Raw genomic sequence first — 23,368 nt, forward strand, 5'->3', positions numbered from 1 at the left:
GAGGTGATCAATGGCTTCTCAAGCATTGGGTGTAACGCCAAATAAATGGGCAGAGCGCCTTCGCCCCCTCCTCCAAGACCAGCAGCCCTGGCAAAAATATATCTCCCTCATCCTGTCGCTCGCCCTCCTTGCGGCGCTCGGCTCAAAGCTCGCGAACATCGGTTTCGCCGAACTTTTGCGAGGTATTCCCGCGTCGCCCGTCTTCTGGATCGCTTTTGCCGCATATTATCTCGCGCTGCCGGCCTCGGAATGGCTGATATTCCGGCGTCTGTGGAACATCCCGCGCGCCGGCTTTGCCGCCCTGCTGCGTAAGCTCGTCAGCAACGAGATATTGTTCGGCTATAGCGGCGAGGCCTATTTTTACGGCTGGGCACGGCGCCACGCGAAGATGGCGGCGGCACCCTTTGGTGCGATTAAAGATGTCAGCATCCTGTCGGCGGTTGCTGGCAATCTCATGACCCTATTGATGCTCGGACTTACCTGGCCGGTCATTGGGCACGTCGCCCCCGAATTCCATGGCCGAACCGTCGCGTTATCGGCCGCGGCCATTATCGGGCTGTCGCTGGCGCTACTCGCCTTCCGCCACCGCATCTTCTCGCTGTCTCGCTCCGAGCTATGGATGATCTTCGGTGTGCATAGCGGCCGGCTTCTGCTGACCACCTTGCTTTCGGGTGTGATGTGGCACAGCGCGCTGCCTTCCGTGTCCCTGGGCTGGCTGCTTATCCTCGCCACGCTGCAATTGCTTGTGACCCGCTTGCCGTTCGTGCCGAACAAGGATCTGGTGTTCGCGAGCGTCGCGCTCTTCCTGATCGGCCACGACGGGGCGATTGGAGCGCTGATCGCGATGATCGCCGGGCTGATCCTGCTCGTGCATCTTATTCTCGGCGCGATTTTGACGCTGGCAGAGCTTGCGACGGCATATCGGTCATGAACGCCGCGATTGCACCCATGGCACTGCTGCTGGTCGCCGCAGCCCCCGTCAAACCCGACCCGTCGCTCGGTAAGGCCGAGGCCGTGTGCCGACCGAATGAAGCCGGTCCGGCGGTCCTGGTATCGGTGACGGGTCTCAAGGATCGCAAGGGCCTGGTACGCGCTGAACTTTATCCTGCCAACGATAGCGACTTCCTCGCCGACGATGCGGTGCTGATCAACGCGCGAAAGATATTCCGCCGCGCGGATCTGGACCTGCCCGCATCGGGGCCAGTCGTCCTCTGCCTGCGTGTCCCCGGCCCGGGCCGTTACAGCCTGTCGGTTCTGCATGACCGCAATCGCAATCTCAAATGGGACAAATTGTCGGATGGGCTCGGCTTCGGCGGCAATCCGAAACTTGGCTGGTCGAAACCCAAGGCGGCTGCCGCATCGGTCGTGGTGGATACGGGGCCGACGCGCACCGAGGTCGTCATGAATTATCTGAGCGGGCTCAAATATACGCCATTGGAGCGCAAATGAAGATCGTCGATGTCTGCGCTTTCTACACGCCGCACGGCGGCGGGGTAAAAACCTATATCGATCGCAAGCTCGCGATCGGCGCCGCGATGGGTCATGAGATCGTCGTCATCGCGCCCGGCTCGCACGATCATGTCGAGCGGCGAGCAGGCGGCGGCACGATCATCCATATTGCGAGCCCGCAATTGCTCGTCGACCGGCGTTATCGCTACTTCGAAGCTGCCGCCGCCGTTCATGCGCGCCTCGACGCCGAGCGCCCCGACCTGGTCGAAGCCTCATCGCCCTGGCGCACCGCTAATATCGTCGCCGACTGGCAGGGGGATGCTCCGCGAACCCTGATCATGCATGCCGATCCGCTGGCGGCCTATGCCTATCGTTGGTTCGGCCGTTTCGGCAGCCGCGAGACGATCGACAAGAGCTTCGACCTCTTCTGGCGCCATCTGCGGCGGCTCGGTGCGCGCTTCGATGGCGTCGTCAGCGCCAATCGCCATCTCTCGGCGCGGCTGCAGGCGGGCGGCGTCGCCGGGGTCGAGACGATTCCGATGGGGGTCGATCCGGGCCTCTTCTCGCCCGCGCACCGCGATGCCGGGTTGCGGCGCGATCTCCTTGCGCGTTGCGCGCTGCCCGAAAGCGCGACCCTGCTGATCGGGGTCGGTCGCCACAGCGGCGAAAAGCGTTGGCCGCTGGTGATCGACGCTTGCCTCGCGGCGTCGCAGCATCGTCCGATCGGGCTGGTTCTCGTCGGCGATGGCCGCGACCGGGCGCGCCTTGTCCGTCATATCGATAGCAATCCGCACGTTCACCTTCTGGCGCCGATCGCCGATCGCGTCTTGCTGGCAAAGGTGATGGCGAGCGCCGACGCGGTGATCCACGGCTGCGAAGCCGAGACCTTTGGCCTTGTCGCGGCGGAGGCGGCGGCATCGGGCGCCCCGCTGATCGTACCCGACGAAGGCGGCGCTTCGGACTTTGTTCGCAGCGACAATGGCGAGCTTTACGGGGCAGGGGATGCCGGCGCTGCGGCGCGTGCGATCGGGCGCCTCCTCGCGCGCGATCGGGTGCGGCTGGCTGCGGCAGCGGCCAGGGGCGCCAAGGATGTGCCGCTTATCGACGATCATTTTGCCGCGCTGTTCGGCCGCTATCGTGCGCTCGCGGCGCCAGTCCGCCGGGCCGCCTGATGTCCGCAATCGACCTCTATATCGCGCGGCGGCTTGCATGGCCCTTTCTCACCGTCAGCTTGGTGATTGTTTTGCTGCTCACGCTTGAGAACAGCCGTCGTCTGATGACCTTGCTCGGCAATGTCGAGCAGCCCGTCACCGTGCTGATCAAGCTGATGCTCTATCTTGTTCCCGAATATCTCGGGATCGGCCTTCTGATCGCGGCATTCGTATCGGTCGCGGTCGTTTTTCGCGGCTTCGCCCTGCAGGGCGAACTCGATATATTTGCATCAATCGGCCTCTCGCCGGCGCGCCTGTTGCGTGTGCCGCTGATGTTCGGGATGGCGATCGCGCTGCTCCATGCCGGCCTTCGCGCTTATATCGAACCAGCCGGCGAGCAGCGGCTCGATGCGCTCGGCACCTCGATTGCGCTGGGCAATCTTGGCCTCTCCATCGCGCCGGGCGAGTTTCTGCGTCCCCGACCTGGGACGACATTTCATGTCGACGCAATTGATCGGAGTACGGGTGTTTTTCATGGTCTTCTTGTGCAGAGTCGTACCCTGACGGCTGCTGCGCGCGAAGGGCGGGTCATCAACGGTGGGCGTGCGGGCGTTCGGCTGCGCCTCTTCGACGGCGATGTCGTCGCGACGCGTCCGAGCGGCCGCTTCGAAGTCACCTCCTTTCACGCCATGGCGATGCCCATCGAATTGATGGCGGCAAAGCCTGTTCATATGACGCCGCGGCACCGAAACGACCGGCTCATGTTTGGCGCTTTGTGGCGCGCCGCGTCACAGGCGCGAGCAGGGCCCGAGCGCGCGGCCGCCCGCGCGGCGCTGGGGAACAGGGTCGTGACTGCCGCCTTCATCGCGCTAATTCCACTTTTCGGCTTTGCGCTGGGGGTCCCGCCCAAGCGATCGACCTCCGCGCTCGGGCTGGGGCTTGGCATCCTGCTGATCGTCGGCTTCGTCCAAGCCATCGTTGCGATCGAGGACGGAGCCGGTGCGCTCGCGCCGCTCTTTCAGGTCGCTATCCTTCTCGGCTTTGCCTGTCTCGCCCTTGCGATGCTCCGTGCACAAAGTCGCCGCGGGCCCGGAGCCATCGAGGCGATGCTTGTGTCGGCGAGCCAACCCGTGCGCAATTTTTCGCGCTGGTTCCAGCTTGACCGCCTGATGATGCGGCTGCCCACCGACCGGCAGTCGATATTGTCGACAGGCCGATGACGGAAACGGGCCCGCAGCATGGCAATCCGCCGCATTTGTCCACGCAGCCGGATGAAGGCGCACGCAAAGCGAGTACCTTTCATTGGCTACCCCATGCCTCCGCTTGGTGGAACCTGCTGCGCTTCGCGACGCGCAACTGCCGCAGTTGAGGGCCGTCAGCCGGGAACTGCGGGTCGCGTGGACTTCGCGCTCAGCGAGTCAATGCTGGGCTTCGCATTGTGGCGGGTGATGGAGCGCGGGGCAGGAGTCCGCCGCCCGCCTGGCTCCCTCATATCTTTCATATTCGGACCATATGAGGCAGACACTATGCTTTGCCGTACAGGCGACGACGGAAGAGCGCAGCGTTCGATGACCAAAACCGGCGGGCTCGAAGCGATATTCATGGCCAATCGGCCGGCCTTGTCGCGCTATTTGCGCGTTCGTCTCCGCGGCGATGGCGATGGCGAGGATATTCTGCAGGAATTGTGGCTGAAGCTCGCGGCTATCGATGCGAGCCTGATCGCCGAGCCGCTTGCCTATCTCTATCGAGCGGCGGAAAATCTTGTACTCGACCGGCGCCGTTCGGCGCAGCGTCGCACCGCGCGCGAGCAGGAGTGGACGAAGGGGCATATCGAGGGCAGCATCGCCGCGCCGCGCGATGCACAGCCATCGGCCGAACGCATGCTCGTGGCGCGCGACCAGCTGAGGCGTGTCGATGCGGTGCTCGACGCCTTGCCCGAACGTACCGCCTTCGCATTCCGGGCGGTGCGGATCGATGGCGTCCCGCAGAAGCAGCTCGCCGCCGAAATGGGGATCAGCGTAAGCGCGGTCGAAAAGCATTTGCAACGTGGCTACCGCGCCGTTTTGGAGCTCAAACAACAGCTGGATGTGGATATCGACGCGCCGCAACGTCAAGTGGCCGAAGGAATTAATGATGGGGACCGGTAGCATCATGGACGAGGCCATCGCGTGGCATGTGCGGCTGCAAGGGCCGGCGGCCGATGGTGTGCTGTGGGCCGAGTTCACGGCTTGGATGGAAGTCGATCCGGCGCACGCCGACGCCTATGATGCCGTCGCGCTCGCCGACGAGCGCCTTTCGGACGAGCTGGCTGAAAGCGAATCCGGAATGCCGGATGTTGATGCGCCGCGCGCGATCAACGACAATGAGCCCGGGGTCCGCCCCTGGTATCGGCGCACAGCCTTTCTTGCGATCGCCGCCAGCCTCATCCTCGCACTGGTCCTGACGCCGATGCTCCTGCGGTCGCCGGGGATGGAAGTGATTACGACCCAGCCGGGCGAGACGCGCGAAATCGCGCTTGGCGACGGATCGACGATCGGGCTCAATGGAGCCACGACGATCCGACTCGATCGCAAGGCCGAGCGCTTCGCCCGCCTCGACAGCGGTGAGGCGATCTTCACGATCAAGCATGATGGTGCGCGGCCGTTCGTCGTCGAAACCGGAGACGGAACGCTCCGCGACCTCGGCACCATCTTCAATGTGCGCCAATCGGCGAACGGTCTTGAGGTCGGCGTATCCGAAGGCAGCGTTCAATATGAGCCGGGCGCCGAAGCGGTGACCCTGACCGCCGGCAAACAGCTCCACGTCCAACGCGGCAAGTCGAAGCCTGTCGTGACAAGCATCGATCCGGCCTCGGTCGGGGGATGGCGGCAGGGAAGGCTGAGCTATCATGACGCGTCGCTCGCGACGATCGCGCTCGATCTTTCTCGCTCGCTCGGCACCCCTGTGACGGTATCGCCCGATTTGGCGAGCCGGCGTTTCTCGGGCGTCATCCGCGTCGATCATGACGAAGCGAGGCTCTTCCGGCAACTGGAGTCCTTGCTTGGCGTCCGTGCACATCATAGTGCCAAAGGATGGCAATTGACGCGCTGATCAGGTGACCTGGAACCCGTATCTTGCTGCCACGGCAATCGCCATGGTGGCGGTAAGTCCGGTGGCTGCGGCCGAAAGCCGCGACTTTGATATTCCTGCCCAGCGCCTCGACAATGCGCTGATCGCACTTGGCAACCAGACGCAAATCTCGATCGGCGGCATCGACCAGCGGCTGGCAGGCGCGCGCAGCAAGCGTGTTCGCGGCCGGATGACCATCGCCCAGGCGCTCATCATAATGCTGCGCGGCACCGGCTTCACTTATCAGATTGTCGATGCCGAAACGGTCCACATCGTTCCGGCACCACCGCCGCGCATGCGGCCCAAGCCCTTGGCGGTTCCCAAGCCTGCCTTCGTCCAGCGGCATGTGGAGGCCCCGATACCCAGTCCCGCTGAAATCGTCGTGACGGCGACCAAGCAGGGCCAGCCGCTCGACAGTTATCCGGGCACCGCGCATATCGAATCGGTCGGCGGCATCGGCATGGGAGAGAGCCAGGGCACTGCCGCACTCGTTGCACGGATCCCGACCTTGGCCTCGACCAATCTGGGGCCGGGCCGCAACAAACTGTTCGTGCGCGGGATCGCCGACAGCAGCTTCTCCGGACCCACTCAGTCAACCGTCGGAATTTATCTCGGCGACCTCCGGCTGACCTACAACGCGCCCGAGCCTGACCTGCGCCTCTACGATATCGACCGCATCGAAGTGATCGAGGGTCCCCAAGGGACGCTCTATGGCGCGGGCGCGCTCGGCGGCATCATGCGGATCGTTCCGAAAATGGCAGACGCGGGCGGGCTTCACGCTTCGGCGGCCACGGGCCGATCTGTGACGCGCGGTGCCGAGCCGGGCTATGATCTCGGAGGAATGGTCAATATCCCGATATTGACCGACCGGGTGGCGTTGCGCCTCGTCGGCTATAAACAGGTCGAAGGCGGCTATATCGACAATAGCAGGCTGGCGACAGAGAATAGCAACCGGACGCGTATCGACGGCGCACGCGCGAACCTGCGGATCGAACCGGGCGACAATTGGACGATCGACGTCAACGCGTTGCTGCAGAATATCGACACGCGCGATGGCCAATATGCAGAAACCGATCAACCGCCGCGCACGCATGCCGCCAACATCGGCCAGCCGCACGACAACGACTTCAAGGCGGCCGGGGTCGAAGTCGCGAAGGATTGGGGTGACCTCAAGCTCATCTCGTCGACGGGGATCGTCGGCCATGACTTGTCGGAAGTCTTCGACGCGACGGGCTATGGCGGCAACTCTGCAGTCCAGATTTTCGAGGGGCATGAGGCGATCCGCCTGCTCACGCATGAGACCCGACTCTCGCATCGGGGGCCGTCAGGTAACAGTTGGGTCGCGGGTGTCGGCCTCGTCCGCAATATCGATCGTATCGATCGCCGCCTCGGCCCGCTCGACGCACCCGAAATGCTCGCTCGGCTGCGCAATCAGAAGACCGAGATCGCGGTCTTTGGCGAAGCGACGCAGCGTATCGCGCCGCGCGTGTCGGGGACGCTCGGTGCGCGCGTCGTCTTTGCCGAGACGATTGGCGAACTGATGGGCGGGGCGGGGGAGAACTTCGAACCGCGTCGCCGGCAAGTTCATTTTCTGCCCACCGCGGCGCTGTCGTGGAAAGCCAATTCCGATCTTCTGACCTTCCTCCGTTACCAGAGCGGTTTCCGGGCTGGAGGGATCGCGATCACCGCTGGTCAAGCCAATGCCGCGCAGCGTTTCGATTCGGACTCGATACACACAGCCGAACTCGGAATCCGGCTCGGGAGCGAAAGCGATACCGCCAGCCCCCGCTTTTCGGGCGGCATCACGACCTTCTATTCGATCTGGACCGATATTCAGGCTGACCTGATCGGATCCGACGGCCTGCCGTTCACCGAAAATATCGGACGGGGGACTGTCTATGGTGCTGAAATCAACGGCCGCTGGCATGCGAGCGATCATTTGTTCTTCGACGGTGCGCTGTTCGTAAATCGCAGTGCACTGACAAATCCTTCTGTGGGGCTCGAGGAGGCCGATGAGCGACCGCTGCCGAATATTGCGCGAACCGGTGCGCGTTTCAGCGCGGCTTGGGAAAGGCCATTATCCGCCAGCCTGACTTTCAAGCTTGACGGAACGGTCCGCTTGATTGGTGCATCGCGCCTCGGGACAACGGCGCCGCTCCTCCTGGAACATGGCGAAACGACGCAGGTCGATCTGTCCGCATCGCTTGTCGCATCGCAAGGGTGGGCAATCTCGCTCGACGCCACGAACTTACTCGATGCAAGCGGCAACACTTTTTCCTACGGCAATCCCTTTACCGTTGCCGAGGGCAAGCAGATCACGCCGCTGCGTCCGCTCGCGATCCGGTTGGGCGTTCGGGCGGGTTTCTGACGGGCGATAGCTGTCTGAATCGAATCTCGCATTCATATGGACGTCGCGGCAGCTTTGGCCATTCCTCGTCCAAAAGCCGCCCGTCCGTTATCGGCCATAAGTGATCGTCCAGTTTCAGATAGACGTTTTGGCATCGAACGCAAGTTCCGCGAAACGCGCCTCTATCAGGTCGCGCCGATCAGCACGAATATGATCCTGTCCTATGTGGCGGAGCATGTGCTGGGAATGCCCCGCAGTTATTGAGGCAGTTGGACATGCTCATTTGACGATGACCTCACCTTCCCGAGGCGGTTGCGATTTTGTAATCCAAGCCCTCTCAGCGCCCGAACGATCTTCATAGCAGGCGCGCTCAGACGATATTCGCTGAGGATTTCGGAAACGCCTGGCCCATCAACCAGCTGTCAGGTCCGCCCCATGACCGAAGAGGTCGGTACTCCGCCGCTAGGAGGCCGGCGATTTCTTCTTCGACCTCCTGCCTCGTTCGCAGTGTATGCGCGCCGTTGTTGAAGAGCCTTTCGAGCTCGTCGCAAAGGTCTTCTAGCATCATTCCTTCGCAATAATCGCTGAGCGCACTCCAACCGAAAGGGATTTCGCCTAATCGGCCAAGAGACGGGGTTCCGATGTCCAGTATTGCGCGGCCGAACGCGAAACCGTCCTCGATCGGGACGCTAACGAAACCGGCGAAGCTGGACGACCATCTTCCAAACATCGCCCCTGAAATCCCGAAATGATAAGGAAGGCCATCACTCGCCCGCGAGTTTCCCATGATCTTGTTCAATCGTGAGCGGGGAGGTCCGGAAAAATCAAATTGTGAATCAAAAAGATGCTTGGCGTCGGGTTTAAGAAATGCGCTCATCATGAAGGGCTCGGACGAATCCAATTCACCCCGTTCCTGCATCGCGGCGAAGGCGTTTCCCAAAAAATATGTGTGAACAAGATATTGGAGAAAGGTGAGTTGGCCTCTCGAGTGATTGAGAAGACGTTCATCGACCCGAAATAGCGCGAGACCGGCATCACGCGCGATTTGATCCTTAAGCGCATCATTCCGCGAGTCATGGCCGCCGCCGTCGAACTCGAGCGCAAACGCGGGCTGATGGTTCTCGTCGCAGATACAGAAATCGAAATGAGCCTGCAGCGCATATCGGCCTGCCGAATGCTTCGGCAAAAAGGAAATATCGACCACATCGGCTATTCTGACCTTGCGGTAGATATGCGCGCGATAATCCTCCGCCTCACCGACGATTTCGTCGTGAAGACGCTGTTCCCCAAGGTTGGATAGTTTCTTCAGCACGGTTCGATCACTGAGTGTTACTGCGTTGATAAAGCTCTGCAACCCAAGGCGAGTGATGGCCTTCCTGATAGACCAGACAAAGCTCCTTCCTGGGGCGAGTGGCACCAACGTAAAATAATCGCCGCGCTTCCCGCAGTCCACGTGCTGTCTTCTTGTCTCGCCAATTGGGGAGATCTCCGTCATTAATCCCATACAGTATCACGACGTCAAATTCCCGGCCTTTTGCGCTGTGGAGTGTGCTCAAATTGATCCGTCCAGTTCCCTCGATGCGACCGGAAAAGATATTGAGCGCTACGTCGAGACCATCGGCCGGGTTCGTTCTCTCCAGTAGCTCTGCGAGCACCTCCCATTCCTGTTGAGGATTGCGCGCCAATGCGCGCCATGGAGCCGCCAATTCATGTGCAAATCTATGCAACCAAGCGTGGGTAGTCTCGCCGCGGTCGATGCTGCTGCGCAAAAAGGAGATCAACTGCGTCGACAAGTTGAGTTTTTCGGCCTCGCTCGTTTGTCCCCCATAAACGATGGACAATGCTTCTCGTCTGAGCCGCTCATATCGCGGGTCAGCTTCGCGCCAACCACCGGTGCACCACATCGCGCACGCTTCGATGAAGCGCGCGAACCGCGAACTGCGCTTGATCAGAGCGTTGCCGTCCGCGCGAATATACGGAATGTCGGCTCCGTCGAGCACCGTGGCGACTTTGTTTCCCAGCCACGCGGCTCGGTACAATATTGCGATTTGCTCTACCGGGAAGCCGCGTGCCACGAGCTCCGGAAATATCTTGTGCACGATAACGTCGGCCTGTGCATCGAGGCCGAACTGAACAGGCCAGAGAGTAAGTTCACCCTCCGGCGCTCCATCAACGCCTCGACCCGCGACCTCCTCCTCGAACCGGTCGAATCGGGAGAATGGCAATGACAGGGCTCCGTCTTGGACCGATTGCCGAGGAAAAGCCGGTGAAGCTCACGCTCGAACTGTCCGGGACGCTCGCTCGCGACCTCGCCGACTATGCACGGGTCCATGCGAGGCTCACCGGCCTGTCGGCGCCGCTGACATCTGAGAAGCTCATCCCGCCGATGATCGAGCGCTTCATCGCCAGCGACCGCGAGTTCGGCAAGCAGCGGCGCAATCAGGGGACATAACGGAACGAACCGCACATGACCGATCCCTGCCAGCCCCTCTATCCGCTACACCCGTCATCGCCGCTGTCGATCGAACCAGTCAGCATGCGGATAGCGGATGCATGCCGGTTTACCGGCATCAGCCGGAGCACATTATATCTTCTGATCTCCAGGGGCGAAGTCGAGATCGTGAAGATGGGATCCGGCACCCTCGTGCTGACCCAGAGCCTGCGCGCGCTAATCGAGCGCCAGCGATCGGGACGGAGCCACCCTTAGCAAAAGCGCGATCAGAGGGGCGGGGAAGGAGCTTCGCAATAGGCCGCCCAATCCGCCATGAGCAGACGCCTCTTCTCGAGGAGATTGCCGCGTCGATAGGCCGCTTCCGTCTTGTTGGCCACGACATGGGCGAGAGCCGCTTCCGCAACATCGTTCTGATGATGGGTCTCCTCGCTTACCCAGTCGCGGAATGCCGACCGGAAACCATGTGCAGTATAGGGCTGTTTCATCACCTTCAGCAGCTTGGTGAGCGTCATGTCGGACAGAGGCTGGTTGCGTGTGCCCGGGAAAAGGATCGGGCAGTCGCCTGGGCGCAGTTGGGCGCAGCGTTCGATGATTCGGATAGCCCGATCGCAAAGAGGCACGACATGTTCCCGATCGGCCTTCATTCTTTCCTTGGGTATCGTCCAGAGCCGGGTGTCGAGATCGATCTCATTCCACGCCGCGCCCCGTACTTCGCCCGATCGCGCGGCGGTCAGGATCGCAAATTCGAGCGCGAGGCGGCTGAACGAGTCGCGCTGGCGAAGCTGCTTCACGAACGCCGGGACCTGATCATAGGGCATCGCCGCGAAATGCCCCGTCTTCTTCGGCTGAGGCGGCAGACCTTTGGTGATTGCGCGCATAGGCGCCTCGGCGTCCCGATATCCCGAAGCATAGGCCCAATCGAGAATCTTTCCGATCCGCTGCCTTACACGCCGCGCCGTCTCGGGCTTCGAAAGCCAGATATCCGCGAGCAGCCGATGGATCATGGGACCAGTGATCTCGTTCAAGGGGACATCACCGATGTGGGGAAAGGCATAGGCCTCGAGCGTCCGGAGCCACTGCCCCTCATGTTTGGAGTTGCGCCATGTCTTCCGATACATGGCCAGAACTTTGGCGGCCGCTACGCGAAAGGTCGGGATTCCTCGTTCCTTCTGGCGCTCGAAAATCGGGTCGAGACCCATGGCCACTTGCGACCGGACTTCGCGCGCAAGCTCACGGGCCTGCGCAAGACTCACCTTGGAAGCGCTCCCGAGTCCGATGTCGCGCCGATGGCGGTGCCGTTGGACTCGGCATATCCAGTTTTTGCTGCCGCTTGGCTGGACGACCAGATAAAGGCCATCACCGTCGCCGTGGCGGCCCGGCCTGGTGACGCGTTTCACAGCAGATACGGATAGTTTTCTCATGGCTGATTCTGTCCCACATCTCATCCCACACTTACAAATCGACCAGCCGGGATCCCGGGGGATGTGTGGGGACAAGAGTGCCGAATAACCCCTTAGAAAAAGGGCTATTTATTGAACGGCTCAGGATGTGTTGAGACAGGCATTTGGCGGACAGGGTGGGATTCGAACCCACGGTGAGCTTGCACCCACGGCGGTTTTCAAGACCGCTGCCTTAAACCACTCGGCCACCTGTCCGTTGCCCGACGCCATAGCGTCCGCGCGGCTTGCAGCAAGCAAAACCTTGCTGACTCCATCCGCCGCGCGAATGAATCGTCCTGTCCTGCTCCCGGGTGGCCAAGGTACGTGCATCTGTGCCAGACATTGCTTATGGGTGGGACATGACACGCGCTAGCCAATTCAGAACCGGACGTCTTTTCTCTTCTTTGGGCGTCATCCTTTCGGCGTGGATGCTCACCGCATCGGCGCCGCTTCACGCGCAAAGCGGCGATCCCGCTTTCGATAGCTATGTCCAGTCCCTGTGGCCCAAGGCGCAGGCGCGCGGTGTGTCGCGTGCGACCTTTGACCGGGTGACCGCAGGGTTGCGCTATAACCCGCGTGTTATCGCGCTCGACCGCGACAATCTGGGTAGCCCGCCAAGCAACAATACACCGATCCCGGCCTTCGCGCCCTATAAGGCGAAGCATGTCGACGCTGCGCGGATCAACGGTGGTCGCCGCGTTCACGACCGGCTTTTGCCTTTGCTGTCGCGGATCGAACAGCGCACCGGCGTCCCGACCAGCATCATGATCGCCATTTACGGGCACGAGACCGCCTATGGCCAGGTGACGGGCAATTTCGACCTGCCCGAAGCGCTGGCCACGCTAGCTTATGAAGGGCGCCGCCGCAGCCTGTTCGAGCCCGAATTCCTCGCGACGCTGCAGATGGTCGAGCGCGGTGTGCCGCGCAGCGCGCTAAAGGGCAGCTGGGCAGGGGCCTTTGGTTATCCGCAATTCCTGCCGTCGGTCTATTTGCAGGTTGCCGAGGATGGTGATGGCGACGGTCGCGCGAACATCTGGTCAAGCGAGGCGGATGCAATCGAATCGATCGGCGCCTATCTGCGCCGCGCCGGCTGGCGCGCCGGACAGCCATGGGGCGTCGCGGTGCGCGTTCCCGATGGTTTTAACCGCGCACGCGTTGCATCGCGGCTCGCGCCAACCCGCTGCGCGCGCGTGTTCGAGCGTCACAGCCGCTGGCGTTCGATGGCCGAATGGCGTGCCGACGGGATCCAGCCGGTCGGCGGCAACTGGCCCGACGGAAAAGTCCAGGCCGTGCTTCTCGAACCCGATGGCCCCGGAAAAACTGCCTATTTGTTGACCGGTAACTATCGTGCGATATTGGACTATAATTGTTCCAATTTTTACGCACTTTCTGTGGGGTTGCTGGCGGATGAAATCGATCGTTAGAGGCGGGGGTCTGATGGCCGGGGCGCTGTTGTTGCTCTCCGGCTGTGCAAATGTTGATGGCAAGCGTGATACTGGTCCGGTTCCGGCGACGAATGGCGTTGTCGATGGCGCCGCAACGCTTGGCGCGCCCTTCACGATCGGCGGCGTCACCTACGCCCCCGCCGACATTCCCGATTATGACGATGTCGGCTATGCGGGCATTTCTGGCGACGAACGCGCCGGGCAGCAGACCGCGAATGGCGAGAGTTTCGATCCCGCCGGGATAAGCGCTGCGCACAAAACGCTGCCGCTGCCGAGCTATATCGAGGTCACCGCGCTCGACACCGGGCGGACAATCCTTGTGCGCGTCAACGATCGCGGGCCGATGGTGAACGACCGGCTGATCGACCTGTCGCGCGGCGCAGCCGAACAGCTTGGACTCACCAGCGGAACTGCTGCGGTTCGCGTACGCCGTACCAACCCGCCTGCATCCGAGAAAGCGCAGCTGCGAGCGGGCAAGCCGGCGGTGGAGCGGATCGCCACCCCGGATTCTCTGCTCGCGATCCTCCGCAACAAGATAAAGGTGCTGCCGGTCCCCGCGAATGCGGCTACTCTGCCAATCGCCGCACCAGCCGCGGCCCCGATCGCCTCGGGGAAGGTCAAGCCCGGCGCCGATCGTTTCATCGTTGAAGGTCCGGCTGCCAAGCCTGCACCTCCCTCAAAACCCGCAACGCCCGTGACCAAACCGGCGACCGTGGCCACCGGTAGCCATATTGTCCAGGTCGCAGCGTTCAGCAGCGAGGCCCGCGCCAACGCCGCCGCCAAATCGGTTGGCGGCACGGTGACCAAGGCGGGCAATATGTGGCGGGTACGCATCGGCCCCTTCGCCAATGCCGCCGACGCGCGAGCCGCGCTTGCCAAGGCGAAGGCCAAGGGTTTCGGTGACGCTGTGATCATGCGCGACCGGTGACGATCCGGCGCATGCGACAAGCAAATATCATACTGAAGAGCGGAGCGGCGACGCTCGCCGCGCTAGCGCTTTCGGCCGCGCTGCCCGCGGCATCGGCGGGCAGCAAAAAGGCTCTCGGCGCGCCGGTCAGCCGCCCGCTCTATGTCACACAGGCGCCAATCGTGATGCTGAAGGATCTCGATTCAGGCGCGATCCTCTTCTCGCGCGGCGCCGACAAGCTCTTTGCACCCGCCTCGATGGCCAAGGTGATGACCGCCTATGTCGTGCTCGACCTGATCAAAAAGGGCGAGTTGTCGCGCGACAAGCAATTCACCATGACCGAGGCGATCTGGAAGAAATGGAACGGCAGCGGTGGCGGTTCGACCATGTTCCTGCGCCCCGGCGAAAAAGTGAGCGTCGACGAACTGCTCAAGGGGCTGATCACCGTTTCGGGCAATGACGCCGCGGCGCTCCTCGCGGTCGGGATCGACGGAAGCGAGGAAGAATTTGTCAAGAGAATGAATGCTGTATCGGGCAAGATCGGGCTGTCTTCGAGCCGGTTCGGCAACCCCGCCGGCTGGCCCGATGGCGGAGTGACCAAAGTCAGCGCCGCCGACCTCATCGCGCTTGCCGACCGGCTGATCCGCGACCATCCCGGCGGCTATGCGCGCTATTTCTCGATCCCCAAGCTCCAGCACGGCAAGGCGCTCGATGGCAAACCGATCGTCCAGTCGAACCGCAACCCGATTTTGGGGCGGTTTACCGGCGCCGACGGCCTCAAAACGGGGCATACGGCCGAAGCGGGCTATTGCTTCCTCGGTTCGGCCAAGCGCGACGGGCGCCGCCTGATCATGGTAGTCGCCGGCATGGGCAGCGAAAAATCGCGCCGTGACGAGGCCGAGCGGCTGATGACATGGGGTTTTGAGCAGTGGGAAGGGCGCGAACTCGTCCCCGCGGGTGCGAGCCTTGGCCGGGTCGATGTAGGGAAGGGGGGCACCCCGACCGTCGCTGCGGAAACCGGCTTGGCGGTCCGCATGACGGTTCCCAAGGGCTATGCCGGCGGCTATCGCGCCGTCATGCGCACCCAAGCCCCGCTCGCCGCGCCGATCGTGCGCGGAACGCCGATCGCCGACCTGATCGTCACCCCCGACGGCTTGCCGCCGCAGACGACACCCTTGCTCGCCGCCGCCGACGTCGGCACGGGTGGCTGGTGGGCGCGGACGCGCGCCGGACTTTACCGGCTCACCGGCCTGTGAGCGGACGCTTCATCACATTGGAGGGCGGTGAAGGCGTCGGGAAATCGACCCAGATCCGCGCGCTCGCCGGCGCGCTCGCCGCGCATGGCATCGAGGTCGTCGCGACGCGCGAGCCCGGCGGAAGCGCGGGCGCCGAGGCGATCCGTACGCTGTTGATGGAGGGCGCCGACGATCGCTGGGACGCGCGCAGCGAAGCCCTGCTCTTCGCCGCGGCGCGCGCCGACCATGTTGCGCGCACGATCCGCCCGGCGCTGGAGCGCGGCGCTTGGGTGCTGTGCGACCGTTTCGTCGACTCAACTCGCGCCTATCAGGGCGGCGGCGGCGGCATCACCGATGCCGACATCATGGCGCTCCACGGCTTCGGCTCGCAGGGCCTGCTCCCCGATCGCACCTTCCTGCTGACGGTCAGCGCCGACGAGGCCGCGCGGCGGTTGTCGGCGCGTGACGCCGACGGCGCCGACCGGATGGGCAGCAAGCCCGCCGATTATCAGGCGCGCCTCGCCGCGCGCTTTGTCGATATGGCGGTCGCCGAGCCCGATCGCTGGCGCGTTATCGACGCCCACGCCCCGGCGGACGCTGTGACGGCAATCATCCTCGCCGAACTCGCCGAGTGGCTGCCATGATCGGCCATCAGGATGCGACCAGCGCCTTTCTGGAGGCCTGGCAGGGCGGACGGCTCCACCATGCTTGGCTGCTCGCCGGACCGCAGGGGATGGGGAAGGGCGCCTTTGCCGCGCGCGTCGCGCGTTTCCTCGTCACCCATGGCAAGGCGGGCGGTGGACAGGCGGTGGCGCTCGACGATGTCGGCGAGGGCGCCGCGGCGCGCCTTGTCGATGCCGGCAATCACCCCGAGATATTGTCGCTGACGCGCCAGCCGAAGGACAAGAGCAAGGACCTCGCGCGCAACATCACGATCGATCAGGTGCGCCAGATGATCCGCCGCCTGCACCTGTCGCTCTCGCTCGGCGACTGGCGCGTGATCATCGTCGATGCCGTCGACGATCTCGAGAATGATGGCGCCAACGCATTGCTCAAAACGCTCGAGGAACCGCCCGCGCAGACATTGTTCTTGCTCGTCAGCCATTCGCCGGGGCGACTGTTGCCCACGATCCGGTCGCGGTGCAGAACGCTGCGTTTTCAACCCGTTGGCACTGACGTCATGACGACATGGTTGCATGAACTGCGCCCGATGCTCGAGATGCCCGAAGTGCGCGCGATCGCCGCGGCGTCGGGCGGGGTGCCGGGCAAGGCGATCGCGCTGATCGACAGCGACGTCGCGGTGATGGAAACGAAATTGCGCGCGATCGCGGCCACCGGCGATCCCGGCAACCGGCTGCGCGAGGCGCTGGCCCGCGAAGTCAGCGGGGTCGCCAACCGCACGCGGCTCGAACTCGTTATCGACATCGTGCCCGGCTTGCTCGCCGAACTGGCGCGCGAACGCCCGGTGACCGAGATCGGCCCGCTCCTCGCCGAATGGGACCGGGTGCAACGCACCGTTCGCGATGCGGTACGCGGATCCTACGACGGAGCGATGGTCGGTTTCGAGATCGGCAATTGCCTGGCCGAACTGGCACCGCGGGGAGTGCATGCGCGGTAAAAGCGTCGCCCCCGCGAAGGCGGGGGCCGTTGGAGAGGTAGCGTAAGGCCGACAGCGGCCCCCGCCTTCGCGGGGGCGACGATATACTTCCCCTCACGTGCGCCAGCGGCTAAGGCGCGCGCATGTCTGAACCATATTATATCACCACCGCCATCAGCTATCCCAACGGCCGTCCGCACATCGGGCATGCGTATGAGGCGATCGCCACCGACGTCATGGCGCGGTTCCAGCGCGCGCGCGGCCGCGACGTGCGCCTGATCACGGGCACCGACGAACATGGGCTCAAGATGGTCCAGACGGCGCGCGCCGCAGGGCGCGAAACGCTCGAGTTCGCTGACGAAATATCGGGATATTTCCGTGAGATGTGCGACGGGCTGAACATCAGCTATGACAATTTCATGCGCACTTCCAGTCCCGCGCATCACGCCGCGTCGCAGGCGCTGTGGCGCGCGATGGAGGCGAAGGGCGACCTGTATCTCGACCGGTACGAAGGCTGGTATTCGGTCCGCGACGAGGCCTTCTACGACGAAAGCGAGCTCACTGACGGCGAAGGCGGCGTTCGGCTGTCGCCGCAGGGTACCCCGGTCGAATGGACCGCCGAGGAAACCTGGTTTTTCCGCCTGTCGGCCTATCAGGACAAATTGCTCGCGCTCTATGCCGAACAGCCCGATTTCATGCGCCCCGACAGCCGCCGCAACGAGGTGCTGCGCTTCGTTGAGGGCGGGCTGAAGGACCTCAGCGTCTCGCGCACCAGCTTCGACTGGGGCGTCCCGGTTCCGGGCAGCCCGGGGCATGTGATGTATGTGTGGGTCGATGCGCTCACCACTTATTTGTCGGGCATTGGCTATCCCGATCTCGAGGGCGATTTCGCGCGCTTCTGGCCCGCCGACATTCACATGATCGGCAAAGATATTGTGCGTTTTCATACAGTTTACTGGCCGGCCTTTCTGATGAGTGCTGACCTGCCGCTACCCAAGCAAATTTTCGGTCATGGCTTCCTGCTCAATCGCGGCGAGAAAATGTCGAAGTCGCTTGGCAATGTCGTCGACCCGATGGTGCTCGCCGAGCAGTTTGGCGTCGATCCGATGCGCTATTATCTGCTCCGCGAAGTCAGTTTCGGGCAGGACGGCACCTTCTCGGCCGAAGCGATCGTGCGCGCGACCAACGCCGATCTCGCCAATAGCTTCGGCAATCTGGCTCAGCGCAGCTTGTCGATGATTTTCAAGAATTTGGACGGCGTTCTGTCCGCGGACTATGTGCCGTCGCAGGACGATATCGACCTGCTAGCCGACGTCGGCGACATGGCGCAGGTGCGCCTGCCGCGCGAATTCGAGCAGCTCGCTTTCTCGCTGGGGATCGAGGATTGGCTGCGCGCTGTGTTCGCGTGTAACCAATATGTCGATACGCAGGCGCCGTGGGCGCTGCGCAAGACCGATCCCGACCGCATGCGCGCAGTGCTGATGACCCTGTTTCAGGTCGTCCGCACGCTGGCGATCGCGATCCGTCCCGTTGTACCCGCATCCGCCGACAAGTTGCTCGACCAGATGGGCATCGCCGCCGATGCGCGCGATTTTGCAGCGCTGGCTGACGATGACTGGTTCGCAAAGCTCGCCGCGAGCGATTTCACCGTCGGCCAGCCAGTGCCGATCTTCCCGCGTCTTGAGCTTCCCGAGGGTGAAGGGGAAGGGGAGGTCTGATGCTCGTCGATTCGCACTGCCACCTTAATTACAAGGGCCTTGCCGAACAGCAGGGTGAGGTGCTGGCGCGGGCGCGGGAGCGCGGCGTCACCGCGATGCTTAACATAGCGACGCGCGAGAGCGAATGGGACGACGTGCTGGCGGCGGCCGAAGCGAACGCCGATGTCTGGGCGAGCGTCGGCATCCATCCGCATGACGCCGACCAGCACCCCGATATCGATACAGAAAAGCTCGTCGAGCGTGCCGCGCACCCGCGTGTAATCGGGATCGGCGAAACCGGGCTCGATTATTATTATGACAAGAGCGATCGTGTGCGGCAGCAGGACAGTTTCCGCCGTCACATCCATGCGTCGCAGCACACCGGGTTGCCGATCATCGTCCACACCCGCGATGCCGAGGCCGATACGCTGGCACTGCTCGGCGAAGAAATGGGCAGGGCGATCTTCCCCGGCGTGATCCATTGCTTCACCGCGAGCGACGATTTCGCGCGAAAAGCGCTTGACCTCGGCTTCTATATCTCGATTTCGGGGATAGTGACCTTCAAGAACGCCGCCGAGCTTCAGGCGACCGCGAAATGGTTGCCGCAGGAACGGATGCTGATCGAAACCGATTCTCCCTTCCTTGCCCCGGTTCCGCACCGCGGCAAGACCGGCGAGCCGGCGTTCGTTGCCGACACGCTGGCGTTTCTCGCCGACCTGCGCGGCGAGGATAAGGATGTGCTCGCGGCGGCAACAAGTGCCAATTTCTACACCCTTTTCAGCAAGGCGGCGGCATGACGTCACATAGCGCATGAAGGTCCGCATCCTTGGTTGCGGGACATCGTCAGGCGTGCCGCGCATCGGCAACGACTGGGGCCAGTGCGACCCCGACAATCCGCGCAACCTGCGCAGCCGCGCCTCGATCCTGATCTCCCTCGGTGGCTTTCGGCTGCTCGTCGACACCAGCCCCGACATGCGCTTGCAATTGCTCGATGCCGAAGTCGGGGAGGTCGATGCGATCATCTGGACCCATGAGCATGCCGATCATTGCCACGGGCTCGACGACCTGCGCCAGATCATGCATTTGCGGGGTTCGGCAGTGCCCGCCTATGCCCGCGACCATGTGCTCGATATCCTCAAATGGCGCTTCACCTATGCCTTTGCGGGCAATGCCGGATATCCGGCGTCGGTCGACCCGATCGAGTTGATGGACCATCAATCGATTGGCCCCATAGAAGTGTCGGCGATCGAAATGCCGCATGGCCCGATCAAGGCGACCGGACTGATCTTCAGTGACGGCGCGCACAAGATTGCCTATGCCACTGATTTCTCGAAGTTTACGGATGAGATGGTTGAGTTTTTCCAAGGCGTCGACCTGTTCGTGATCGACGCGCTGCGCCGCTATCCGCATCCGACGCATCCGCATCTGGCGATGTCGCTCGCGGCGCTCGACAAGATCGGAAATCCGCGTGCGGTCATTACGCACATGGACAATACGATGGATTATGACGATTTGGCGGACGAATTGCCGCCAGGCGTCGAACCGGGTTATGACGGGCTGGAGGTGCAGCTATGAGCGGTGACACAACGGTTCAGATGGTCTGGTTTGCCGGAGCTTTCGCGCTGGTGCTGAGTTCGCTGCTCGCGCGACGGCTGCCTATGAAGGACTGGATGAAGATGGCGCTCGCATGGGTCGCGATCTTCGGGCTCGCATTTCTGATGATCCGGACTTGGCAGGTGTTTGCCTGACACCAGGGGGCTTTTCGCAGCGCCTCATATAATAATTTAACATAATATATATTATCGGATAAACCTATGGCCGACGAGACCCCGCAATCCCCCATCGATCGTCTGCGCGCGATCATGCGCCAGTTGCGCAATCCCGACGGCGGCTGCGAATGGGATCTTGCGCAGGATTTCGAAACGATCGCACCCTATACGATCGAGGAAGCCTATGAGGTCGCCGATGCGATTGCCGGCGGCCAGCCCGAAGCGATTTGTGACGAGCTTGGCGACCTGTTGCTTCAGGTCGTCTTTCACAGCCAGATCGCGACCGACCGCGGCCTGTTCACCTTCGACGATGTCGCGGCGGCGATCGGCGACAAGATGGAACGGCGCCATCCGCACATCTTCGGTGATGCTAAGACGAACGACGTTCGCCTGCAATGGGAGCAAATCAAGGCCGCAGAGCGCGACGCCGACGGCCCGGCCAGCGCACTCGCCGGCGTAGCGCTATCGCTGCCCGCTCTATTGCGTGCACAGAAGCTTCAATCGCGCGCGGCACGCGTCGGTTTTGACTGGCCTGACGCCGAAGGTCCGCGGGGAAAGGTCATCGAGGAACTGGCCGAGGTGGAGGCCGCCAACGGCGATCAGGAACGGACCGAAGAGATCGGCGACCTGCTGTTCGCGGTCGTCAATTACGCACGGCACCTTGGCGTCGATGCCGAAGGCGCTCTCCGCGCCGCGAATGACAAATTCGCGCGCCGTTTCTCCGGCATCGAGGATCGTGTCGGCGGAAATCTGACCGGGCTATCGCTCGATGCACTCGAAGCGCATTGGCAAGCGGTCAAGGCGTCGGAGCGGAATTAGCCGTCGGCCACAACCGCTCGAAACGCGCGCGGTCGGCTGGGTCGAGCCGGACGGTCAGCCAATGGCCGTCGTCAGCGGGCTCGTCGGTCAGCACTTCGCCGCGCGCGTGCAGCCAGGCCATCGCCTCGCCTTGGCTATAGGTCAGAAATATCCGCTGGGTTTCGTGCAGCGCGGTCAATTGCGCCGCCATCAGGATCCGCGCCGCCTCGACACCCTCACCCGTCACCGCCGAAATCGCTGCGACGTCGGGGCGCCGTGCCGCCATGTCCTCGATCGCCGTGCGCTGGTCAGCGTCGGCGGTGTCGATCTTGTTCCAGATTTCGATCTGCGGAATGGCAGAGGGAGTGTCGCGATCCCCTTCCCCATCCTGGGGCCCGTTGACACCCAGCGAGTCGAGGATGGCGCGCACATCGTCATACTGCGCGTCGCTGTCGGGGTGAACGATGTCGCGGACATGGACGATCAGGTCGGCGGTCGTCACTTCCTCGAGCGTCGCGCGGAACGCCGCGACCAGCTCGGTCGGCAGGTCGGATACGAAGCCGACGGTGTCGGACAGGATCGCCTTGTCGATGCCCGGCAGGCGGATTTCGCGCATTGTCGGGTCGAGCGTGGCGAAGAGCATATCTTCCGCCATGACGTCGCTTCCCGTCAGGCGATTGAAAAACGTCGATTTTCCGGCGTTGGTATAGCCAACGAGCGCGACCACTGGCCAGGGTGCACGCTGCCGTTTCGCGCGTTGAAGCTGGCGCGTCCGCCGCGCATCCTCAAGGCTGCGCCGGATACGCGCCATGCGATCGCGGATCATCCGCCGGTCGGCCTCGATCTGGGTTTCGCCGGGGCCGCCAAGGAATCCGAAACCACCGCGCTGGCGTTCGAGATGGGTCCAGCTGCGCACCAGCCGTCCGGCCTGATAATCGAGGTGCGCGAGTTCGACCTGCAGCCGCCCTTCGGCGGTCGCGGCGCGTTCGCCGAAAATCTCGAGGATCAGCCCGGTGCGGTCGATAACCTTGGCCTCGAACGCGGTTTCCAGATTGCGCTGCTGGATTGCAGTCAGCGCGGCATCGACGATCACCAGCTGAACATTCTTCGCCGCGATATCGGGCTTGATCGCCTCGATCTGACCGACGCCGAGCAGGGTTGCGGCGCGCGTCTGCCGCAGGCGGAGCGGATGCACCGCAACCACATTGAGCCCGATCGCAACGGCGAGCCCCCGCGCCTCCTCGGCGCGTGCATCGAGGTCGCGCGAGAGGCGCTGGCTGCGCCATTCGGGCACAACCAGCAGCGCGGCGGCGCCGCGCGTAACCTCTTCTACGCTATCCGTCATCTTGGGGGTCTGGGGATCGATCAGGCGTCGTCCGCTTCGCCGTCAGCTTCACCACTATCGGTCAGGTTGATCGGGCCGTTCGGCTGCACCGTCGAAATTGCGTGCTTATAGACCAGTTGCACCTGCCGCTCGCGTTCGAGCAACATACAAAACAGGTCAAAGGCGACAATATCACCCTGCAACATCACGCCATTGACGAGGAACATCGTCACCGATTCATCCGACCGACGCACGGCATTCAGGAACACATCCTGCAGCGCCTTGCCCTTGGTGGTCGGGACCTCGCGTATATTGTTGCCAAGCAGCGACAGATCGAAGTCATGCGATGGCATCACGGTCGAAATTGCATGCTTGTAGACCAGCTGCGACTGTCCATCGCGGCGGAGCAGCAACGAGAAATTGTCGAACCAGGTGATGATGCCCTGGAGCTTGACGCCCTTGACCAAAAACATCGTGACCGGTGTTTTGCTGCGGCGCAGGGCGTTGAGGAAAAGATCTTGGAGATTCTGATTTTTATCGGACACATTGGTCTCCTGTTCTTGGCGGCAAAGCCGCATTGCGATTCCGGTTGATCCGGTGTCTTTGATCTTCTTGACGCATGCAATATGCTGCAAAGTGTGCCGCAGGTC

At 62.8% G+C, this 23,368-nt stretch carries 24 protein-coding genes, 1 tRNA gene and 1 pseudogene; 20 read left to right on the top strand and 6 right to left on the bottom strand.

The window, feature by feature from the left end; genetic code table 11:
• Positions 1–10: 10 nt before the first annotated feature.
• The 8 genes and pseudogenes from AC1RRJ_RS06875 to AC1RRJ_RS06910 form a co-directional block, all read left to right on the top strand.
• Positions 11–931, top strand: coding sequence for a hypothetical protein (locus tag AC1RRJ_RS06875; RefSeq protein WP_493121010.1), 921 nt, complete (start codon positions 11–13; stop codon positions 929–931).
• Positions 928–1,449: a DUF2141 domain-containing protein gene (locus tag AC1RRJ_RS06880; RefSeq protein WP_493121011.1), complete on the top strand. Its 522-nt coding sequence runs from the start codon at positions 928–930 to the stop codon at positions 1,447–1,449. The genes AC1RRJ_RS06875 and AC1RRJ_RS06880 overlap by 4 nt, the downstream gene beginning before the upstream one ends.
• Entirely contained in the window at positions 1,446–2,621 is a 1,176-nt protein-coding gene (locus tag AC1RRJ_RS06885) for a glycosyltransferase (protein ID WP_493121012.1), read from the top strand. Before AC1RRJ_RS06880 ends, AC1RRJ_RS06885 begins: the two co-directional genes overlap by 4 nt.
• The gene (locus AC1RRJ_RS06890; protein WP_493121013.1) at positions 2,621–3,820 is read left to right on the top strand and encodes an LptF/LptG family permease; all 1,200 of its coding nucleotides are present in this window, start codon (positions 2,621–2,623) and stop codon (positions 3,818–3,820) included. The genes AC1RRJ_RS06885 and AC1RRJ_RS06890 overlap by 1 nt, the downstream gene beginning before the upstream one ends.
• A gap of 348 nt (positions 3,821–4,168) precedes the next feature.
• Complete coding sequence (locus AC1RRJ_RS06895; protein WP_493121014.1) at positions 4,169–4,747, top strand: RNA polymerase sigma factor; 579 nt, start codon at positions 4,169–4,171, stop codon at positions 4,745–4,747.
• Complete coding sequence (locus AC1RRJ_RS06900) at positions 4,731–5,690, top strand: FecR family protein (protein WP_493121015.1); 960 nt, start codon at positions 4,731–4,733, stop codon at positions 5,688–5,690. The genes AC1RRJ_RS06895 and AC1RRJ_RS06900 overlap by 17 nt, the downstream gene beginning before the upstream one ends.
• 4 nt (positions 5,691–5,694) lie before the next feature.
• Positions 5,695–8,076 (top strand): TonB-dependent receptor, encoded by a 2,382-nt coding sequence (locus AC1RRJ_RS06905; RefSeq protein ID WP_493121016.1) that lies wholly within the window; start codon positions 5,695–5,697, stop codon positions 8,074–8,076.
• Positions 8,077–8,202: 126 nt separating this feature from the next.
• Positions 8,203–8,319, top strand: a pseudogene (locus AC1RRJ_RS06910) (acyl-CoA dehydrogenase family protein); the annotation flags it as partial.
• A gap of 106 nt (positions 8,320–8,425) precedes the next feature.
• Here the strand turns inward: AC1RRJ_RS06910 and AC1RRJ_RS06915 are convergent.
• Together AC1RRJ_RS06915 and AC1RRJ_RS06920 are read right to left on the bottom strand one after the other, a co-directional pair.
• Complete coding sequence (locus AC1RRJ_RS06915) at positions 8,426–9,409, bottom strand: DUF2726 domain-containing protein (RefSeq protein WP_493121017.1); 984 nt, start codon at positions 9,407–9,409, stop codon at positions 8,426–8,428.
• Positions 9,375–10,280 (bottom strand): 3'-5' exonuclease, encoded by a 906-nt coding sequence (locus AC1RRJ_RS06920; RefSeq protein ID WP_493121018.1) that lies wholly within the window; start codon positions 10,278–10,280, stop codon positions 9,375–9,377. Before AC1RRJ_RS06920 ends, AC1RRJ_RS06915 begins: the two co-directional genes overlap by 35 nt.
• Here AC1RRJ_RS06920 and AC1RRJ_RS06925 point away from each other — a divergent pair.
• On the top strand, positions 10,280–10,507 hold the full coding sequence (locus AC1RRJ_RS06925; protein ID WP_493121019.1) for a DUF2274 domain-containing protein: 228 nt from the start codon (positions 10,280–10,282) through the stop codon (positions 10,505–10,507). The genes AC1RRJ_RS06920 and AC1RRJ_RS06925 overlap by 1 nt on opposite strands.
• Positions 10,508–10,591: 84 nt before the next feature.
• Positions 10,592–10,762, top strand: a complete 171-nt coding sequence (locus tag AC1RRJ_RS06930) for a helix-turn-helix transcriptional regulator (RefSeq protein WP_493121793.1) — start codon at positions 10,592–10,594, stop codon at positions 10,760–10,762.
• Between the two features lie 11 nt (positions 10,763–10,773).
• On the opposite strand, the gene AC1RRJ_RS06935 is transcribed toward AC1RRJ_RS06930, so the two are convergent.
• The gene (locus AC1RRJ_RS06935; RefSeq protein ID WP_493121020.1) at positions 10,774–11,904 is read right to left on the bottom strand and encodes a tyrosine-type recombinase/integrase; all 1,131 of its coding nucleotides are present in this window, start codon (positions 11,902–11,904) and stop codon (positions 10,774–10,776) included.
• Between the two features lie 168 nt (positions 11,905–12,072).
• Positions 12,073–12,162 (bottom strand) — tRNA-Ser (locus AC1RRJ_RS06940).
• A 212-nt stretch (positions 12,163–12,374) separates the two neighbouring features.
• Between AC1RRJ_RS06940 and AC1RRJ_RS06945 the strand changes: the two genes are divergently transcribed.
• The 10 genes from AC1RRJ_RS06945 (at position 12,375) to mazG (ending at position 21,415) form a co-directional block, all read left to right on the top strand.
• Positions 12,375–13,370, top strand: coding sequence for a lytic murein transglycosylase (locus AC1RRJ_RS06945; protein WP_493121795.1), 996 nt, complete (start codon positions 12,375–12,377; stop codon positions 13,368–13,370).
• Between the two features lie 13 nt (positions 13,371–13,383).
• Entirely contained in the window at positions 13,384–14,319 is a 936-nt protein-coding gene (locus tag AC1RRJ_RS06950; protein WP_493121021.1) for a septal ring lytic transglycosylase RlpA family protein, read from the top strand.
• 11 nt (positions 14,320–14,330) lie between these two features.
• The gene (locus tag AC1RRJ_RS06955; protein ID WP_493121022.1) at positions 14,331–15,554 is read left to right on the top strand and encodes a D-alanyl-D-alanine carboxypeptidase family protein; all 1,224 of its coding nucleotides are present in this window, start codon (positions 14,331–14,333) and stop codon (positions 15,552–15,554) included.
• Positions 15,551–16,177 (top strand): dTMP kinase, encoded by a 627-nt coding sequence (gene tmk, locus AC1RRJ_RS06960; RefSeq protein ID WP_493121023.1) that lies wholly within the window; start codon positions 15,551–15,553, stop codon positions 16,175–16,177. The genes AC1RRJ_RS06955 and tmk overlap by 4 nt, the downstream gene beginning before the upstream one ends.
• Positions 16,174–17,151, top strand: coding sequence for a DNA polymerase III subunit delta' (locus AC1RRJ_RS06965; protein ID WP_493121024.1), 978 nt, complete (start codon positions 16,174–16,176; stop codon positions 17,149–17,151). Before tmk ends, AC1RRJ_RS06965 begins: the two co-directional genes overlap by 4 nt.
• A gap of 122 nt (positions 17,152–17,273) precedes the next feature.
• Positions 17,274–18,848 carry a methionine--tRNA ligase gene (metG, locus tag AC1RRJ_RS06970; RefSeq protein WP_493121025.1) on the top strand — a complete coding sequence of 525 codons (1,575 nt, stop codon included), beginning with the start codon at positions 17,274–17,276 and terminating at the stop codon, positions 18,846–18,848.
• Positions 18,848–19,624 (top strand): TatD family hydrolase, encoded by a 777-nt coding sequence (locus AC1RRJ_RS06975; RefSeq protein ID WP_493121026.1) that lies wholly within the window; start codon positions 18,848–18,850, stop codon positions 19,622–19,624. Before metG ends, AC1RRJ_RS06975 begins: the two co-directional genes overlap by 1 nt.
• A 13-nt stretch (positions 19,625–19,637) precedes the next feature.
• Complete coding sequence (locus AC1RRJ_RS06980; protein WP_493121027.1) at positions 19,638–20,402, top strand: MBL fold metallo-hydrolase; 765 nt, start codon at positions 19,638–19,640, stop codon at positions 20,400–20,402.
• On the top strand, positions 20,399–20,575 hold the full coding sequence (locus AC1RRJ_RS06985) for a hypothetical protein (protein WP_493121028.1): 177 nt from the start codon (positions 20,399–20,401) through the stop codon (positions 20,573–20,575). Before AC1RRJ_RS06980 ends, AC1RRJ_RS06985 begins: the two co-directional genes overlap by 4 nt.
• Before the next feature lie 66 nt (positions 20,576–20,641).
• On the top strand, positions 20,642–21,415 hold the full coding sequence (gene mazG, locus AC1RRJ_RS06990) for a nucleoside triphosphate pyrophosphohydrolase (protein WP_493121029.1): 774 nt from the start codon (positions 20,642–20,644) through the stop codon (positions 21,413–21,415).
• Here the strand turns inward: mazG and hflX are convergent.
• On the bottom strand, positions 21,393–22,739 hold the full coding sequence (gene hflX, locus AC1RRJ_RS06995; RefSeq protein WP_493121030.1) for a GTPase HflX: 1,347 nt from the start codon (positions 22,737–22,739) through the stop codon (positions 21,393–21,395). The two genes, mazG and hflX, sit on opposite strands and share 23 nt — an antisense overlap.
• 20 nt (positions 22,740–22,759) lie before the next feature.
• On the bottom strand, positions 22,760–23,296 hold the full coding sequence (gene hfq, locus AC1RRJ_RS07000) for an RNA chaperone Hfq (protein ID WP_493121031.1): 537 nt from the start codon (positions 23,294–23,296) through the stop codon (positions 22,760–22,762).
• Between the last annotated feature and the right edge of the window lie 72 nt (positions 23,297–23,368).

This window comes from Sphingopyxis sp. GW821-FHT12C06, assembly GCF_058807415.1.

What these genes read in the sequence shown, in the direction of transcription:
- AC1RRJ_RS06900 (WP_493121015.1), top strand. Translation starts at nt 4,731, where the DNA reads ATGATGGGGACCGGTAGCATCATGGACGAGGCCATCGCGTGGCATGTG.
- AC1RRJ_RS06880 (WP_493121011.1), top strand. Translation starts at nt 928, where the DNA reads ATGAACGCCGCGATTGCACCCATGGCACTGCTGCTGGTCGCCGCAGCC.
- metG (WP_493121025.1), top strand. Translation starts at nt 17,274, where the DNA reads ATGTCTGAACCATATTATATCACCACCGCCATCAGCTATCCCAACGGC.
- AC1RRJ_RS06985 (WP_493121028.1), top strand. Translation starts at nt 20,399, where the DNA reads ATGAGCGGTGACACAACGGTTCAGATGGTCTGGTTTGCCGGAGCTTTC.
- AC1RRJ_RS06955 (WP_493121022.1), top strand. Translation starts at nt 14,331, where the DNA reads ATGCGACAAGCAAATATCATACTGAAGAGCGGAGCGGCGACGCTCGCC.
- AC1RRJ_RS06930 (WP_493121793.1), top strand. Translation starts at nt 10,592, where the DNA reads ATGCGGATAGCGGATGCATGCCGGTTTACCGGCATCAGCCGGAGCACA.
- mazG (WP_493121029.1), top strand. Translation starts at nt 20,642, where the DNA reads ATGGCCGACGAGACCCCGCAATCCCCCATCGATCGTCTGCGCGCGATC.
- AC1RRJ_RS06875 (WP_493121010.1), top strand. Translation starts at nt 11, where the DNA reads ATGGCTTCTCAAGCATTGGGTGTAACGCCAAATAAATGGGCAGAGCGC.
- hfq (WP_493121031.1), bottom strand. Translation starts at nt 23,296, where the DNA reads ATGCGGCTTTGCCGCCAAGAACAGGAGACCAATGTGTCCGATAAAAAT.
- AC1RRJ_RS06895 (WP_493121014.1), top strand. Translation starts at nt 4,169, where the DNA reads ATGACCAAAACCGGCGGGCTCGAAGCGATATTCATGGCCAATCGGCCG.
- AC1RRJ_RS06885 (WP_493121012.1), top strand. Translation starts at nt 1,446, where the DNA reads ATGAAGATCGTCGATGTCTGCGCTTTCTACACGCCGCACGGCGGCGGG.
- AC1RRJ_RS06950 (WP_493121021.1), top strand. Translation starts at nt 13,384, where the DNA reads ATGGCCGGGGCGCTGTTGTTGCTCTCCGGCTGTGCAAATGTTGATGGC.
- AC1RRJ_RS06890 (WP_493121013.1), top strand. Translation starts at nt 2,621, where the DNA reads ATGTCCGCAATCGACCTCTATATCGCGCGGCGGCTTGCATGGCCCTTT.
- AC1RRJ_RS06980 (WP_493121027.1), top strand. Translation starts at nt 19,638, where the DNA reads ATGAAGGTCCGCATCCTTGGTTGCGGGACATCGTCAGGCGTGCCGCGC.
- hflX (WP_493121030.1), bottom strand. Translation starts at nt 22,739, where the DNA reads ATGACGGATAGCGTAGAAGAGGTTACGCGCGGCGCCGCCGCGCTGCTG.
- AC1RRJ_RS06975 (WP_493121026.1), top strand. Translation starts at nt 18,848, where the DNA reads ATGCTCGTCGATTCGCACTGCCACCTTAATTACAAGGGCCTTGCCGAA.
- AC1RRJ_RS06965 (WP_493121024.1), top strand. Translation starts at nt 16,174, where the DNA reads ATGATCGGCCATCAGGATGCGACCAGCGCCTTTCTGGAGGCCTGGCAG.
- AC1RRJ_RS06925 (WP_493121019.1), top strand. Translation starts at nt 10,280, where the DNA reads ATGACAGGGCTCCGTCTTGGACCGATTGCCGAGGAAAAGCCGGTGAAG.
- AC1RRJ_RS06945 (WP_493121795.1), top strand. Translation starts at nt 12,375, where the DNA reads ATGCTCACCGCATCGGCGCCGCTTCACGCGCAAAGCGGCGATCCCGCT.